Annotated in this window: 7 protein-coding genes and 1 tRNA gene; 6 read left to right on the plus strand and 2 right to left on the minus strand. The window is 50.3% G+C overall.

Annotation, left to right across the window (positions count from 1 at the left end; genetic code table 11):
- On the minus strand, window positions 1–2,076 hold a 2,076-nt coding region (locus QW520_00915), incomplete at its 3' end, for a DnaA/Hda family protein (protein MEM0448371.1).
- A gap of 153 nt (window positions 2,077–2,229) precedes the next feature.
- On the opposite strand from QW520_00915, the gene QW520_00920 reads away from it, so the two are divergent.
- A tRNA-Thr gene (locus QW520_00920) sits at window positions 2,230–2,331 on the plus strand.
- 28 nt (window positions 2,332–2,359) lie between these two features.
- Here the strand turns inward: QW520_00920 and thiC are convergent.
- Window positions 2,360–3,631 (minus strand): phosphomethylpyrimidine synthase ThiC, encoded by a 1,272-nt coding sequence (gene thiC / locus QW520_00925; protein MEM0448372.1) that lies wholly within the window; start codon window positions 3,629–3,631, stop codon window positions 2,360–2,362.
- Between the two features lie 280 nt (window positions 3,632–3,911).
- Here thiC and gyrB point away from each other — a divergent pair, with 280 nt between their 5' ends.
- The 5 genes from gyrB (at window position 3,912) to QW520_00950 (ending at window position 17,709) form a co-directional block, all read left to right on the plus strand.
- The gene (gyrB, locus tag QW520_00930; protein ID MEM0448373.1) at window positions 3,912–5,807 is read left to right on the plus strand and encodes a DNA topoisomerase (ATP-hydrolyzing) subunit B; all 1,896 of its coding nucleotides are present in this window, start codon (window positions 3,912–3,914) and stop codon (window positions 5,805–5,807) included.
- A 9-nt stretch (window positions 5,808–5,816) separates the two neighbouring features.
- Window positions 5,817–8,459 (plus strand): DNA gyrase subunit A, encoded by a 2,643-nt coding sequence (gyrA, locus tag QW520_00935; GenBank protein ID MEM0448374.1) that lies wholly within the window; start codon window positions 5,817–5,819, stop codon window positions 8,457–8,459.
- 65 nt (window positions 8,460–8,524) lie between these two features.
- Entirely contained in the window at window positions 8,525–9,259 is a 735-nt protein-coding gene (locus QW520_00940) for an RAD55 family ATPase (protein ID MEM0448375.1), read from the plus strand.
- Between the two features lie 224 nt (window positions 9,260–9,483).
- A complete protein-coding gene (locus QW520_00945; GenBank protein ID MEM0448376.1) occupies window positions 9,484–10,470 on the plus strand; it encodes a hypothetical protein in 987 nt (328 codons plus the stop codon).
- 189 nt (window positions 10,471–10,659) lie between these two features.
- Complete coding sequence (locus QW520_00950; GenBank protein MEM0448377.1) at window positions 10,660–17,709, plus strand: CARDB domain-containing protein; 7,050 nt, start codon at window positions 10,660–10,662, stop codon at window positions 17,707–17,709.
- Window positions 17,710–17,730: the final 21 nt, after the last annotated feature.

Consider the following 17,730-nt stretch of genomic DNA (forward strand, 5'->3'; position numbering starts at 1 on the left):
GGAGACGAGAAAAATGGCCTTGCGCTCAGAAACGCTGTCCACCACATTGCGCAAGAAGCGCACCACACCCTCGAAGCCATTGTTAGAGATCAGATACTGGATGTCATCGAGCATGATCACTGCCTTCGGCTTTTGCTCCAGGAAGGACTCTATAATGCTCATGATCCTCTCCAGCGAAGGAGGGATGGTCTTTTCCTGAGACGACTCCCTATCCGTGAGCCATAAAAGCGTTAGGTCCAAATTACCTGCGCGGCTTCGCAATGCTTTGGGATGGCCACGCACAATGCCTAGCGAGGCATACCCCTCCTTGGCCTTGGTGAGGAGCAGCCTATGCGCGATCTCTGGCTTCACCTCCTCCACCAGGTAGGAGTGGCCATCCGTCAATTCCGAGCGTGGGAGGGCGTGTGGGACCTTGGGAGCCTCGATTCCTAGTATCTCGTGGGCCTTCTCCAAGGTGATCTCGGATTTGAGCAAGGAGGAGAAGGCCACCACTCGATTCAGCCCTCCTTCTAGCTGACGCACGTTATCCCTGAAGACCTCAGCTATTAACGTTAAAACTTCTTTAGGGACGCGCAGCCCCTCGGTTTTTACCCTTCGTTCCAAGATGGCAAGGCGCGTCTCCAGGTCAGGAGGCTGTATGTCTGCTAGCAATCCCGATTCGAACCTGGTGACTAATCTTTCACTGAGGGAGGGAATCTCCTTAGGCGGCCTATCTGAGGTCAGGACCACTTGCCCTCCTCGATCCAGTATGGCGTTGAATATCTGGAAGAGCTCCTCCTGCATTCGCTCTTTGCCTGCCAAGAATTGAGCGTCATCGATTAGGAGAACATCCGCCCGTCGGTAAGCTGCCCGCAGCTGATCCAGCGTCCTGTCTTGGATGGCATTTATTATCTCCGTTTCAAGAGCATCAGTGGGAGCGAAGATCACCAAGGCCTTAGTGGATTTTGAGATGTGATTTCCAATGGCCTGCAGCAGGTGGGTCTTCCCTAGGCCAGAGCGAGAGTAGATGAACAAGGGGTTATAGGAGCGCCCTGGCGCCTCTGCCACCGCTTTGGCCGCAGCCTCAGCGAAGCGGGAGTTGGGGCCGACCACGAAGTTCTCAAATGAATAGCGTGGATTCAGGGGACGACCGAAGGAAGGCTTAGTGGAGGTCGGGGCACAGGTGGGGCATGCCCCTGTGACATCCAATGAACTTCCGCAGCGGGGACATTTGGCTGGACTGGGGGTTTGACTGGTTATTTGTTTATGATACTGCATGATGAGCTCGTACACCCCATCAATCTTCTCATCCACCCTTTTGCGCTCCAGCTCTTTAAGGATCTGGGCCTTGGGGGTCTCCTCGGGAAGCTCTTCGAAACCCTCGATCTTCCGCCTAAGCGTCTCCAGCTCGGTCTCGATCTCCAAGACCTTTTCCGGGTCGCGCATCCTGCGCATGAGGGACTCCGCCTCCCTTTCATAACCCTGAGTGTCTAGGAAGCGCAGAACCTCTTCCAGTCCTTGAAGGCGCTGTATGTTGGCCTCGAAGTAGGGAAGAGAACGTGCCGCTGCTTTGGGGTCTGATAAATAAAGGCGGATGAGATTGCTCACATTGTATCCTTCCTTAGCCCAACCGTGGATGCGCAAAGCCACCTCGTCACTTCTGCCAGACAATCTCTGCACATCTCCAACCAGGCGGGGATTGGTAAGATTGGAAGGGGGGCCTAACTCCAGCCTCCCTATCTTGGCATCAGGGTGGCTGCGCTCGATGTCTTGAATGCTTACTCGGCTGTGCAGCGAGATAGAAGATTCAGGCAGAAGAGAATCCTCCCATATGAATTCCACGGCCTGCGCTCCTTTGTACAGCCGCTGTGACTTCATCACTCCGCCTTTGCGGAAAGCATATAAGGCCAGAACCGGCTCGCCGCTATTGAATACCAGGACTCCCTCCGCTCGGTCGATGTTGAACTCGAATTGAAGCTTTATATAACCAGAGAAGGCGTACCTCTTCACATCTTCCAGCACCCTTTTTAACACTCCCTCTCCACCACGATATCGATCTACCACCTGACCCTCGGGAATGCCCAGTTCCGCCAGCAAGGATACCCCTTGTAAAAAGGTCTTGGCCCGATATATCACTTTGGTTCAAGCCAGATTAGTTCATGAGGAAAAGTCACCATCGTTCGATACCGTGCGGGATTCGCTGAGTACCTGGAAAGGTTTAAATGAGGTAGGCCTGTTGGAGGATTTTGTGCCACTGTAGCTCAGCGGCAGGTCGGGCCATTCCCCGGTCCGCTAGAGAGCGACAGTTTCGTAAACTGTAGGTCGGGGGTTCGAAACCCTCCAGTGGCTCCATTCATCCCCCTTCTGGTTTCCCCCTTTGTTAAGTCTTCTTGAGATAGTTTCGAACAATCTTGATTGCACAAACGTCGCCGCACATGGAGCATCCTTCCATGTCCTCATTATGACCTCGAGCACGGAGGGCCCGAGCCTTTTCAGGGTCGAGCGCTTGGGAAAACATGCCTTCCCAATCTAGATTGCGCCTGGCCAAAGCCATGAGGTCATCTTTTTCTCTGCCTCTCCCCCTCGCCAAATCAGCAGCGTGAGCAGCTATCTTAGAGGCTATGAGCCCCTCCTTCACATCCTCAGGAGTGGGCAGAGAGAGATGCTCCGCAGGAGTCACATAGCAAAGGAAATCCGCACCAGCATAGGCCGCCATGGCCCCCCCGATGGCAGCGGTTATGTGATCATATCCTGGAGCGATATCCGTGACCAAAGGACCTAGGACGTAGAAGGGGGCCCCATCGCAGACCGCCTTCTGCAGGCGCACATTGGCTTCAATCTGGTCCAGAGGGACATGCCCCGGCCCTTCCACCATGGCTTGGACCCCAGCCTCCCGAGCCCGCTTAACCAGTCTACCTAGAATGAAGAGCTCGGAGAGCTGTGCTGCATCGCTGGCATCGTGAATGCAGCCAGGCCTAAGTCCGTCCCCAAGAGATAGTGTGAATTGGTGCTCTCTCGCCATCTCTAGCAGGTAGTCGAAACGCTGGTAAAGAGGATTCTCCAAATCGTGGTGTAGTATCCATGCTACCAGGAACGCCCCTCCCCGCGAAACTACGTCCGTTAGCCTTCCGGATCTCCTCAACCAGGAAACGCTCTCTCGGGTGATTCCACAATGGACCGTCATAAAGTCCACGCCATCCTTGGCATGCAGCTCTATGCCCCGAAAGATATCATCCTCATCCATGTCCACCACTGCGCCGTGCCTTGCCAGGCGCAATCCTGTCTGATATATAGGAACGGTCCCTACAGGGATATCAACCACCTTCAGTATGGATCTCCTCATTTCGTCAATATCTCCTCCAGTGCTAAGATCCATAATGGTGTCAGCGCCATAGCGCAGAGATATCCTGACCTTCTCCATCTCCTCCTCTGGAACGCAATGATCCCTAGACGTGCCTACGTTTACGTTCACTTTCACCCTCAAACCTTCTCCTATACCGCATGGCTTGGGGGCATGCCGTGGGTTTCGTGGTATGACGATCCTTCCTTTAAGAACCCCTCGGCGCACCGTTTCGAGTTCGACCCCTTCCTGCTCAGCCACCTCTTTTATCTCTCTCGACATTTCGGTGCAAAGTCTCTCCATCAATGTCATTCGTTCCCCTAGCCTGCAGCGTCCTATTTGAAAGTTCACCTAGAGAGCGGAACTCGTCTTGAAGACTAAAGGTAATCCGAGGTGAAAGGTGCTCGAACCTCTTCCCTAAAGCTCATGTTCAAAGCGCTTTCTCATTTATATATCCAGACAATCCTAGAAGGATATAAATACAATCAATCCTTTAGGAATTATCGTCGAAGGGGATGGGAAAGAGTGAACTCTCCAGTTAGTTCGCAGCGACCTTTGACCTAGGGCAAAAAGAGCATCACGGGTGAAATCGATGGAGGACTCAAGCTACACGGCCGATCGCATTCAGGTTCTCGAAGGTTTGCAGGCCGTGCGCAAGCGGCCAGGGATGTATATAGGATCAACAGACGCAAGAGGGCTGCATCACCTCGTTTACGAGGTGGTGGATAACAGCATCGATGAGGCCATGGCGGGATTCTGCAGCCGCATCGACGTCACTATAAATCAGGACGGAAGCGTCACTGTGGCCGATGATGGGAGGGGCATACCTACAGGCATCATCGAAAAATATGGAAAACCTGCGGTGGAGGTAGTTCTCACTCATCTGCATGCTGGTGGGAAATTCGATAGGAAATCCTATAAGGTGTCTGGCGGACTGCATGGCGTAGGCCTCACGGTAGTCAACTCTCTATCGTTATGGTTAGAGGTGCGCGTGAGGAAGGAGGGTAGGGAAAAGGCCATAAAATTCGAGCGTGGGGAACTGGTCGAGGCCCTGCATGACATCGGCCCGGCAGAGGGCACAGGTACCACCATCACCTTCAAGCCAGATCCAGAGATATTCCCTGATACAAATTTCGATGATGAGACCCTGGCCCATCGCCTAAGAGACTTGGCCTTTCTCAACCGGAATGTAGTGATTAATTTCAAGGACATGCGGAACGGAAGGGAAGAGCATTTCCATTATGAAGGTGGCATAAATGAGTTCGTAGCCTCATTGAACAAGACTAAAACTGTTCTGCATGAGAAACCGATTTACATCTACGCTGAGCCAGAGGGTATGGTGGTGGAGCTCTCTATGCAGTATACGGATGCATTTAATGAGAGCATCTTCACTTATGTAAACAATATTAACACCATAGAGGGGGGGACGCATCTAGCGGGCTTCCGCTCGGCCCTCACCAGAACCATCAATGATTATGCCAGGAAGTATAATTTCTTGAAACAGAACGATGAACCTTTCACTGGTGAGGATGTACGTGAAGGCTTGACCGCTATTCTCAGCATAAGAGTTCCAGAGCCTCAGTTCGAAGGACAGACCAAGACCAAGTTGGGCAATTCTGAGGTCAAAGGTATCGTGGAGAGCACGCTCAACACCAAGTTATACGAGTATCTCGAGGAGAATCCTAAAGTGGCTGAGACGGTAGTCAAGCGTTGCATGCTGGCAGCGCAAGCGCGGGAGGCAGCGCGCAAAGCTCGAGACCTAACCCGCCGAAAGGGGTACTTGGAGTCCACCTCTCTGCCAGGTAAGCTTTCGGACTGTACGGAAAAGGATCCGGCCAAGAGTGAGCTCTTCATCGTGGAAGGGGATAGTGCCGGTGGCAGCAGCCGTCAGGGTCGTAATCGTGAGTTTCAGGCCATATTGCCCATTCGAGGCAAGATATTGAATGTGGAGAAGGCGCGTATGGACAAAATCCTAAAGAACCAAGAGATACGCAATCTCATAACCGCTCTAGGCTGCGGAATAGGGCAGGATTTCAACATAGCCAATGTTAGGTATCATAAGATTATCATAATGACCGATGCCGATGTTGATGGAGCACATATCCGCACCCTTCTGTTAACCCTCTTCTTCCGCTACATGAGGCCGCTCATCGAAAGCGGCTACGTTTACATCGCTCAGCCCCCCCTATATCGTGTGTACCGAGGCAATCGAGAGAAGTACGTTTATACCGAAAAAGAGAAAGCCATGGCCTTAGAGGAGCTGGGCAAGGGTGCCCAGGTGCAACGCTATAAAGGACTGGGGGAGATGAATCCCCATCAGCTCTGGGAGACGACCATGGATCCAGCGAGAAGGGTGATGAAGCAGGTGACCATCGAGGATGCGGTCAGGGCGGATGAGTTATTCACCATCCTCATGGGTGACGAGGTTCAACCCAGGCGAGAATTCATCATCACCCATGCTAAAGAAGTCGAGAATCTGGATGTGTAGGTGGTCGAAATGGAAGGTGCAGAAGTTAAAGAGCCGCCCGCCCTGGAGAGGAAAGCGGTGGTTAACCGCCCTATCGAGAAGGAGATGGAGAAGTGCTACATTGATTATGCCATGAGCGTGATCGTCTCCCGAGCTCTACCAGATGTCAGGGACGGATTGAAACCGGTCCATCGCCGCATCCTTTACTCCATGTACGATTCGGGCATCACCTCAGGGAAACCTTATAAAAAGAGCGCCAGGGTGGTGGGTAACGTTCTGGGTCAATTCCATCCTCATGGAGATATGGCAGTGTATGACGCCTTGGTGCGCCTGGCCCAACCTTTCTCGATGAGATATGTGTTGGTGGATGGGCAAGGGAATTTTGGGTCCATCGACGGTGATGCCGCTGCGGCTATGCGTTACACTGAATGCCGCTTGAACAAGCTCGCAGAGGAGATGTTGGTGGACCTGGAGAAGGACACCGTGGATTGGGTAGATAATTTCGACAGCAGCCTCAAAGAGCCATCAGTTCTTCCTGCCAAGCTTCCTAACCTGCTGATAAATGGCACATCAGGAATCGCCGTGGGCATGGCGACCAACATCCCTCCTCATAACCTGAGGGAGGTAGTGGATGCTCTCACTGCCCTTATCGACAGGCCTGATATGGAAGTAAATGAGCTAATGCAGTACATCAAAGGTCCTGACTTCCCTACTGGTGGCATAATCTACGGGATGAATGGAATATTGGAGGCGTATTCCACTGGTAAAGGCCGTCTTAAGGTCAGAGCCAAGACCAAGATTGAGGAGAAGAATGGTAAAAAGAGCATAGTTGTGACCGAGATACCTTATCAGGTGAACAAGTCCACTCTCCTAGAGGGCATTGCCCAGCTAATCAAGGACAAGAAGGTGGAAGGCATCACCGATCTAAGGGACGAGAGCGACCGTGACGGTATGCGCATAGTCATGGACCTGCGCCGCGATGCGATGGAGGAGATAGTCCTCAATCAGCTATTCCAACACTCTGCGCTAGAGGTCACTTTTGGGGTCATCAACCTCGCCCTGGTGAACAATGAACCCAAGGTATTGACTCTGAAGGAGACGCTGCAACACCATCTGAATTACCGCAAGGAAGTAGTTACACGGCGCACTCGCTATGAGTTAAAGGAGGCGCAGAAGCGCCATCACATCCTTCAGGGGCTTATAAAGGCAGTTGATTCCTTGGATGAGACCATAGCTATTATCCGTTCCGCCCAGTCCACTGAAGAGGCCAGAGACGGGCTCATGGCCCGCTTTCAGCTCGATGAGGAACAGGCCAAGGCCATCTTGGAAATGCGATTGCAGAAGCTAACAGGGCTGGAGTTGGAGGCATTACATAAAGAATTCACCGACGTAGTTGAATTAATGCGGAAGCTGGAGGAGATATTGGCCTCAGAGCAGAAGATAATGAGCATCATACGCTCCGAGCTGCTTGAGCTTAAGGAGAAGTATGGTGATGACAGGAGAACGGAAATAATTCCATACGCGCAGGATCTGGACGAGGAAGATCTGATTCCCATCGAGGACATGGTGGTCATGATCACTTCCGATGGCTATGTAAAGCGCATTCCCTTATCCACGTACAAACAGCAGAGGAGAGGTGGTATGGGGCTCATGGGCATGGAGACCAAGGAGGAGGATCACGTCACTGACCTCTTCGTTTCCAGCACTCATGACGATATCATGTTCTTCACTAACAAGGGGAAGATGTTCCTGCTCAAGACTTATAAAATTCCTGTAGGGCAGAGGCATTCTAAGGGAAAGCCGATTGTCAATCTGCTTCCTCATTTGGAGGAAGGAGAGAAGGTAATTGACAAGGCGCCGGTGAAAAAGTTCTCCGAAGACCTCTTTGTGGTATTTGCCACCAAGCAAGGTATGATCAAGAAGACGCGCTTAGATGCTTATAAGAATGTGCGCTCAAATGGTATTATTGCATTGGGCCTGAACGAAGGCGATGAACTCATAGATACCAAAGTAACAGATGATAACAAGGAAGTCATCCTGGCCACAAGGGATGGTCGTGCCATCCGCTTTGACCTGAAATATGACCCGGAAAAAGGAACTGGGGTTAGGCCGATGGGTCGTCCTGCCACAGGGGTCATTGGCATACGCCTGCGAGAAGGTGATGAAGTGGTTAGCATGGCCCTGGTAACACCTGAGTCAAGGCTGCTCACGGTGACTGAGAAAGGTTATGGCAAGGTCTCTGTGGTGGGTAAACCCTCCTCCGTAGAGGAAGAGGACGAGGATGAAGGAGAAGAGGAGGAGACAGAGGAGGAGCAGGAGCGGGATACCTTCCGCAAGACCCATCGCGGAGGAAAAGGGATCAAGGCCATCAGGGTAACTGAGAAGAACGGTAAAGTAGTGGCTGTGCTGGCCGTTTCTGAGGAAGATGACATCTTAATCGCCTCCGACCGTGGAAACGTCATACGCACAAGCGTATCCGAATTCCGCGTCACGGGAAGGGTCACCATGGGCGTCCGGGCCAAACGCTTGGAGGAAGGAGAGAAGGTCATAGCTGTAGAGAGGCTTGTAGGCGAACATGAGAGGGCGACTGTGGCAGCTACGGATGCCAGAGAGGATGACAGCATGTTTCCCACCGATACCATTTCGGAGAGCGAAGACACCAATGGTGAATGACATGTCGATGTATGATTATCACCAGCTGATTCAACTCCCAAAAAGTTTTATAATGCTAGACCTGATTGAATTCTCATCCATCAGCGGTGCGCATCATGTTCAAGAACTCGATACCAGGCCTCGAGAAGGTATTTCGCACTGACATCGAGGCTCCCAAAGTGGTTCTAGTCACTGGACCTCCCGGCTCTATGAAGACAAGCTTCTGCTATTCAGTAATGTCCTCCTACCTAGAGAGAACAAAAGAGTTCGGACTCTATGTGACTCTGGAGGAGAGCGGGGAGTCGCACTTGCGCAATATGCGCTCATTAGGCATGAAGCTCTCCCCTAATCTGGAAATATCAGACTTCACTGACTTAAGGGAGCTTGATGAGATCGTGGAGGTAGATAATCCCACGGATTATGTACAGTTCGTGGAACAAATGCTCACGTATTATAAGAAGAAACATGGGGACAAGTTCACCGTCTTCACCTTGGATTCGTTAGGGGCCTTATACTCTTTGATGGAAAACTCTACAGGCATGAGGAAGCGCATGTTCTATTTCTTTAAGGCCTTGAGGGACCTGAACCTTATTTCCTTCATTGTGATGGAGCGCGCGCCTGGCTCTCCCTCAGATTTATTAGGAAATGAGGGCTTTCTGGTAGATGGTATCATTGAGATGGGACTCGATCGCTCGAAGGGGAAGATGGCGCGGTATATGAGAGTGGAGAAGATGCGCGCCTGCGAGCACTCCATGGAAAGGCACACCGTTGAGGTGAGTCCTGGTGCAGGCATGACCATACTTGGTCCCACAATGACTTAGGTCGACCACTTTGAATATGATTTACGAATCTGGAAATACTGGAAAAGGATTAATAGTGTGTTCCGTCAATTTCTGGCACGCTCTACAAAATAATCGTTGAGCTCATTGGAGGGGTAGATCTGTCCGGCGACAGTGTTCCGATCTGGCAGGTAATCGAGGAATTCAAAGAGAAGATAAAGGCGCAGGAAGCGGAGATAAAGAAGCGCAAGGACGAGCTCGACGCGGTGGAGGCGACACTGCGCCAACGCGCCGATTCCCTGGACAAACGGGAGGAAAAGCTCATATTACGTGAGAAAGAGGTCGAAGCCAGAGATGCCGAACTCAAGCCGAGGGAGATGAATGTCGCCAAGAAAGAGAAGGATTTGATTATGCTGGAAACTTCTTTGCGAGAGCTCCAGGATGAGATCAATATGGCCCGCATCACGATTGAGAAAAGGGATAAGGAACTTACGGAAAAGGAAGCTGAATTACTTCGCCTTTCAGAGTTATCCTCTCAATACGAAGCAGCGATTAAGGAATATGCAGCCAAGTATCAAGCTTTAGAAGAGAAGATGCTCTCCGAGGAGAGGAATTTGGCCAAAATCCTCGATGAATTATCGAGCCGGCGCGAAGAGATGCTGGTTAAGATAAAGGCGCTGCAAGAGCAAGAGGATCTGCTGGCAGAGAGCAAGCGCTTGGTGATGGAGGAGCAGAGAAGATTCGTGGATTGGGAGAGGAAGCTGAACGATAGGGAGGCAGAGCTAGCAAGAAGGGAGAGGACATTGGAGAAAGCTTCAAGCATCGCTAAAATGGAAGCCTCCTCGGAACCTCAACCTATCTGGCAGCAACCGACTTCATCAGAAAAGACTGGGGATAAGGCAGAAGTTGTAAACCAAACCGCAGCTGTAAAGGAAGTTGAAACATCTATAGTGGAGAGCGAGGAATCGGGCCTAGCCGAGATTTTCTGCCCTGAATGCCGCACCATCGTCAGCGCTTCCGCGGATTCTTGTTATGCTTGCGGGGCTGACCTGAAGAATCCAAAGCCCAAGGAACCCACAGTATCAGAGCCAAAGGCACAGCCCGTGCAGGAAAAGGCAGAGGAGAAGGTCGAACAGAAAGAGGAGCTAAAGCCTTTGGAGCCCAAGCCAGAGGAAAAGCGGAGCGAGGAGGAGCGCAAGGAGACCGAGGGGAAGAAATCGGTGTCCATTCGCAAAATCATCAAACGCAAGTGAGTTCATATCGATACTGGCTAAACTGATTCGATGCTATGGATGCGCTTGATGCATCTGTTTTTATCATCGATCTTTAGGTAGCGTTTTTCTGACTCTAAGAATTCAAAAAATACGACTTGTAAACGAATCTATTTATAGCCAGACTTTGCTTATTTCTGCAGGTGGAACCTCGAGTTAGGTGGGTGTCGCATGAGCAGTTCCATTGAGAATAGGATAATTAGCTTTGCAATTGTATGGTGTCTAGTGACTTCTCTGTTCGCCGGACTTCTAATAGTCGTCCCTGAAGAGAGTGAGGCTGCATTGCCCTCCATTCTGCCGAATGGGGATGTGATCATTGGCTCAGATTATGAGTTCAGTACTTGGCCGATAAATCCTAATCTTAACGGCGCTGAGATTAAGATGAGAGGAAATCTTACCATTCGATCCGGCGGTATTGTAACAATAAATGATGGTACGCTGAGCTTTGCCCAAGATATTGGTATGGATCGCATCCCTGGGACCGCTGACGATCATGTGTACAAATTAATAATAGAAGACGGCGGTCGACTTATCCTGAATCGTGCCACCCTTACCACCCATCTAGATACCATCTTCAACTATCCTAGCCTGGGTGTGCTGGTTCGCAACGGTGGGGTTCTTCAAGCCACCGACTCCGTGCTCAAATTCCCAGGTCATATTGTGGTGGATTCGTCTCAATTAGTATTGACGGATAGCGTGGTGACGGGACACTTATCAACCGACATAAGCAAATATTGTATCCCAAGCTATTTCCCATCCGATTTTTTCGATGACTCGGCTGTGATTCTATCGGTCTCTAGCACCTGCACTTTGATGAACTCGAGAGTAGAGCGCATCTATGAAAATTCGAGCGTGCCTCTCCCGCCAAGCACGTATAATCACAACTATCCCTTCGCCTCTGATGATGCTACGAGGAATCTCGTGCAGTACACCTTATCCAGAAATGTTAATTCCTTTACCGCGGCCAATACTGCCATGGGCCCTTTGGTGAATATAACCATGGATGACAGCAGGTATGTGATGGTAGGGCCTGGTCAGACCCTTTCTTTGGGGTCTGTGGCCATCGATGGATTGGTATTCCCCGCGTCAACAAGCTATTCCATCACCATGCATGTTAAATATAAGACCGATTTAGGCTATGACGGAACATCATACTTCTTATGGAGCTATGAGAACGGTGCCTTAACGACCACAACCATCCAGCCTCGTGACACACACCTCTCATATGATCCTAATGTGAACATCGAGGCCGTGGAATCATTCGCTATGCCAGCTATGTCCTCCGCCGATTTGAGGAATCTAAACATCAGTTTCTCCAACAACGCTGTCAGTTCGCCGGGCTTCGTTTATATCAACAGGGTATGGTTCGACATCACCTTCTCTCTACCTACTTATCGCAACATCACCATGGCAGGTTCGAGCAGCCTTATTGCCCTGGATACTTATCTGGACGTTGATTTCAACAACGATCGCATAGCTCACAATCAGCTGAATGTGAGAGATGCGTCAAATGCCTATTTGTATGGTGTGTGGGGGGATGTTGAAGAAGAGGACATCGAATATGAGCGCGTACCTGCTTACTTTATCTCCTCAGGCACAACTTCTGCTTATCCTATTTCTAAAGGAACTCTTGACAACACTACCTCCTCCTTGGCCACACTCAGGAGCGTGGATGGAGTATACTATGATGTGGCAGCCAATCAGGTAATGGCACTTGAGAACTTCAACGTAGGAGACATAAGCGGACCGTTATCAGCTGTCACCTTGACTGTATCTGTGAGAGTTGCAGCTGGCTATGTCGTTGATCAATATGTAAAATGGGGGACTTCATGGAGTTTGTTGTATAATACTAGCATTAGACCATCTTCAACTACTTTAACAACGTATAATTTTGATTTATATTCGGCAGGAATCACAGACGTTTCGAAGCTGAATAACTTGAAGATTTCGTTTACAAACACCAGAGCACAATTGGTACAGTTTGACCGCATTGCGATAACAGTTGAAACTGGACCTGCCATATACGTTTACCGCTGGGCGGATGTGAACGCGGTAGATGAGCAGCAGCTTCCAATAAGTGGTGCATTCGTGAATGCCACTTTGTTGAGCAATGGTGGACAAGCCTATTATTATACCCCATCTGGAGTGTCCCCTGTACCGCCCTCTGAAGTGCTCAGCTATTTGAATAGAAATACTGAGAACTACAAGATAACGAATGAGTCGGGCTCCGTAATGCTGCCTCTACTTTCAGATATTCTGACCCGAACTGACCAGCTACCAAATCTGGTACCCATCCATGGTTACAATTTATTCATTAATTATACGAATGTCAGCTCCGTGTTCTATTCAGGCCAGGTAGCGATCTCATTCGACTCTTATCCCGCGATCGGAAAAGAAAATCAAACAAGGATAATTGAGTTCACCATGCCTGATTTGTACTTGGATAGGCCAGACCTGCAGATCAATTCCATGTCTGTAGCACCTTCCACAATCTTCGTGGATGACATCGCCACAATCTCGGTTCAAGTGCGGAACAACGGTCTCACAGGTGCTCGGAATGTTGTGGTAAACTTAACTGATTCGCTAAGCACTTGGACAGGTGAGCAGACGGTGGGCATAATTGGACCGGGGGCCACGGTGGAAGTGCAGTTCTCTTGGGTGGCTACGCCAGCAGGTATGCACACGATTACCGCCCGCGTGGATCCGAAGAATGTGGTTGCGGAAAGTAGCGAGGTGAACAATGAGAGGTCATTATCTTTCACCGTCTTGGCGAATCTGCCCGAGCTTTCAGTTACATCCACCGACATCTCTTTCACTCCGCAGCCAGCCTTTTCCAACAGTCCTGTGACCACGACGGTAGTGGTATCTAATGCATTGGGCAGAGCCGACGCCAAGGACGTCACTGTATCTTTCTACATCGGAGATCCCAGGACAAGCGGTCAGTTAATAGGAACGAATATAATTAACGTCACCAAAGGTGCAGCCAACACTACAAATTTCGTCTGGACCCCGACTGAAATAGGAACATACGACATTTATGTGCAAGTGAATGCTGGACAATCTCCAAAAGAATACTCTTATGCCAATAACCTGGCGAGCAGAGCGATAACCGTTGATTTATCTCTTATGGACACAGATTTGGTAGTGGACGACTCAAATGTAGTGACATTCTCAGGAGCTTCGTTTAGTCAGCGTGGCCGCGTGATAGTAATGGAGCAAGGAACTCTTATCATCCGGTCGGCCACATTCACTATGTTCGAGGATTATGATGGCCAATTCCAGATATACGTTATGGACCAAGGAAGATTGATAATCGAGGGAGCCACCCTGGCTACGACCAAATCGATTTGGATGTATGTGATGGAGGATGCGATCGTATGGGTCAACGATTCCTTGCTCTCTGATGGGTTGAAGATTAAACTGGACGGTTATTCGCAGTTCAGCATTGAGAGGTCAACTGTTCATGCTGAACTGGTCGCCCCGACTTCATCGAATTCGATACTCAGGGCATCTTCTACTACTTTCACCAAATCGCTATCCTCGTTCGGTGGCAAAGCCATCGCCTATTTGACAAGCGTTTCCACTCCTTCTTTGGTCGCCAAGGAGAACGCACTCATCTACCACTATCGCAACATAGAGGTGACGGTGGTAGACCTGGCCAACAATAGGATAGCTGGCGCTGAGGTGGTATTGCGTTACTATGTCAATAGGAGTGATGTCTCAGCCGCGGTGACAAACGTGGCGGGTGCGCTAAGGTTCGCAGCTCTGTGCGATGTGATAACCGCGACTGGTAGCATGTATCATGGCAGGTATGCCTTGAATGCTTCATACGCTTTCATGGCACGGACATATTACGCATCTGAGGCTGCAGTTTCCCTGTCTCCCTATTCTGCTCCCTTGTCTGTGAGCGATGCTAAAATAACTCTCGTCATTCAAGCGATTATACCGATAAGCGAGTGGGACATCATAGTAGATGATAATAATATAGTGGAATTGGAAGGAACCACCTTCAACCATCGTGGCCGGGTTATCGTTATGGATAACGGGGCGCTGAGGATCAGAAATGGTGGTTTAGCCATAGATCAAGACAGCAATTATCAATTCCAGATATTCGTCCAGGACAACGGGCGATTAGAACTGTACAAGGCCACCTTGAGCTCCGACTTCAATATTTGGCTGTATGCATCAGGGAATGCTGTAGTACGCATCGAGGAATCCACGGTTCATTCCTCAGTAATTATGAGACTTGACGGCTTATCCAAAGTGTACCTCCTGAACTCCACCATTGGCTCCGGCATCTCAGCTCCCTCAAGCTCATCTGCAAGAGTGTGGGCCTGGAATACTACTTTCCTAACTTCGTGGAACGCCTTCGGTGGTAATGCCGTAGCTTATCTTGTGAGCGTAAGAGTCCCAGCCTTGAGACCGATTGAGGGCGCACTTGTGCTCCACTATAGATGGGTAAAAGCGACAGTTTTAGATGGTAATAATTATGCCATTCCCAATGCCGTGGTCCAGATCCGCTTCTATGTCAATGGTACCCTATTCAGCTCGGTACGCGCATCAGCGGACGGCACGGTATTGTTCGCTGCGCTTTGCGATCGAATAGACGCCAACGGAGCAAACTACCTGGGTAACTATAGGTTGAATGCCACTTATTGGTTCCAAGGCACACCATACGAATCCAGCGTGGTTCCAGTTTCCCTAGCACCATATGCAGAGCCATTATCAGCGTTGAGCTATGTCAAATCGATTAGCATCCCTTCGGCTCTACCGGATTTGGATCCGCCAATCTTCGTTTCCAACTCGCAGCCATATCGCAACGAGAATGTTACCATAACCACTCATGTAACCAATGTGGGAGTAGTCGATGCTAACAATGTGATGGTACGCTTCAAAGATGGCACCAGTGTCATTTCCGATATTATAGTACCAAAGATATCGCCTGGGGAGACCGTTATCGTGAGTGTTGTTTGGAGGGCGAGTTATCCACTAGGTTTGCATAACATCTCGGTGGTCATCGATCCCTTGAATTTGATAAAAGAGCTCACCGTGGATGACAATACAAATTGGACCTTGGTCGAGGTGAGAGGAGTAGTAGACTTATACATTAGCGAGGTAGATGTTACTGTGACTCCAGCATCGCCTACTACTAACTCTTCAGCATCCATAACTGTGGTTGTGCACAATAGTGGTGACATCGCCGCAAGCAATGTCAATGTATCCTTCACCGACGTGATGCCGGGCGGTCAGCAAGTGCTAATAGGATACGCGTTGATTCCTACCGTCCCGGGCCTTGGGGGTACTGGAGCAGCGAGTGTTTCCTGGGTGCCAACAATACCGGGGAATCATGTCCTAATTATAAGGGTGAATGTGGGCATACCCCCCATTCCAGAGCAGATAACCTCTAACAACAACGTGTCCTATCCTGTCATAGTAAGGAACTACGCTGACCTAACTCCTAGCAGCATAACCTTCAGGCCTCTAACTGCTATCTACGTGGGGAATCAGGTCTTTGTCGATGCAGCCATAGCCAATATCGGTCAGACGGCTGCGGCCAATGTCGTGGTCAACTTCTGGGAGGGTTCCATCGGGACAGGCAGGCTATTCGATACCAAGACCATTAGCTCTGTGGCATCTGGTCAGACAGTCACTGTTACCGGATCCTGGATAGTACAACCCATAGCTGGTGCCAAGTTCCAGACACGCACCATTTGGGTGGATGTGAACCCAGCCCGCACCGTGATCGAGACCAATTACAACAACAACCGCCTCTCACAGGGCGTGATTGTGGTCGATAACCGTCCTGATCTCATGTTCGTGGGTACCTTGAATTTCACCTCTGGAAGCAGCGAGGTTACCGAAGCCGTATTGGGAGAGACAATAGTGATGAGAGTCTCTCTAAAGAACGATGGCTTCACTAATGCTATGGGTGTAAAGATCAGGTTTGAGGCGGGAGACTCTGATGGCTACTATATGACTCTCTTCATAGTCTCGCGCGATGTGAGAGCCAATGAGACGATAAGAATAGAACAGTCCTGGATAGTGAACACCACCACATCGGGGAACTATACCATCCGAGCGACAGTGGATTACAATAGTCAGGTCAATGAAACCAATGAGGGCAATAACATCCTGACTAAAACGTTCAGAGTGAATCCGCCTGTGCCTCAGATCAGCATTAGCGTGCCTCTTGGAGAGCAAAAAGTAGACTCCAATATCATCGTCTCGGGAGTGGTAACCAATTCGCGTACAGGGGCGCCATTGCCCAACCAAGCGGTGGTGCTGACCATAATGACCACTGGCCTGCCTAGGCCGATAATTGAGAATGTGACAGTTTACACCGGCCCATCTGGCGTATTCCAGGGCACTCTGCATATACCAGCCAATGTGAAAGAGGGCACTTATGTGGCTTCAGCGAGTGTAACCATTGACAATAAGACCGTCTCCGTGATGTCCGCAGGCTTCCAGATCGTAAGAGGCCCTTCGGAGACTTCAGTGCCCTTCTGGGTATGGTTGTTGATAATTGCCTTGGTGGTCCTGATAATAGTCGCATTCTCCTTCAAGCTCTACCGCGGCCTGGGGAGAATGGTGGAATGCGGTGAGTGCGGTGCCCTCATACCGGAAAGCTCAAAGCGTTGTCCCAAGTGTGGCGTGGAGTTCGAGACGGGCACAGCCAAGTGCAGCAATTGTGGTGCCTGGATCCCCGTCTCCTCTTCGGAGTGCCCTGAGTGCGGTGTGAAATTCGTATCCGAGCCTTTGCCCGAAGAGGAAAGTGATTACGTGCGCAAGATGAGGGAACAATATGAAGCCTACGTTGCGCCATTCCGAGAGCAGGGCAAACAGGCACTGGGGAAGAAATACAGTGAGGCGAAGTTCCAGGAATGGTGGAAGAAGCAGCCTTCGTACATTTCCTTCGAGAAGTGGCTTTCTCAGGAAGAGCAGAAGAGAAAAGCTGCTGGATCAGCTTTCCCTTGCCCCATCTGTGGTACTTTGAACCCTAAGGGTTCGAATATCTGCAGCAAATGCGGCACCGTGTTCGACAAGACTATGATGAGCGAAGCGCCTACTACCGCATCCACGGAGCAATCCTCGGAGCCCTCAAAGCCTGCTCGTCGGATAGTTCGCAGAGCTGCAGAAAAGAAAACCATCACCAAAAAGCCTGAGGAGGCGGGGCAGCCATCCGAAGAACAACAGCAACCAGAGGAACAGAAAGCTCAGTGAGCCAAACCTCAAACCTTTTCC

The organism is Methanomassiliicoccales archaeon, from assembly GCA_038740345.1.
In the GTDB taxonomy this organism is placed as follows: Archaea; Thermoplasmatota; Thermoplasmata; order Methanomassiliicoccales; family UBA472; genus JAJRAN01.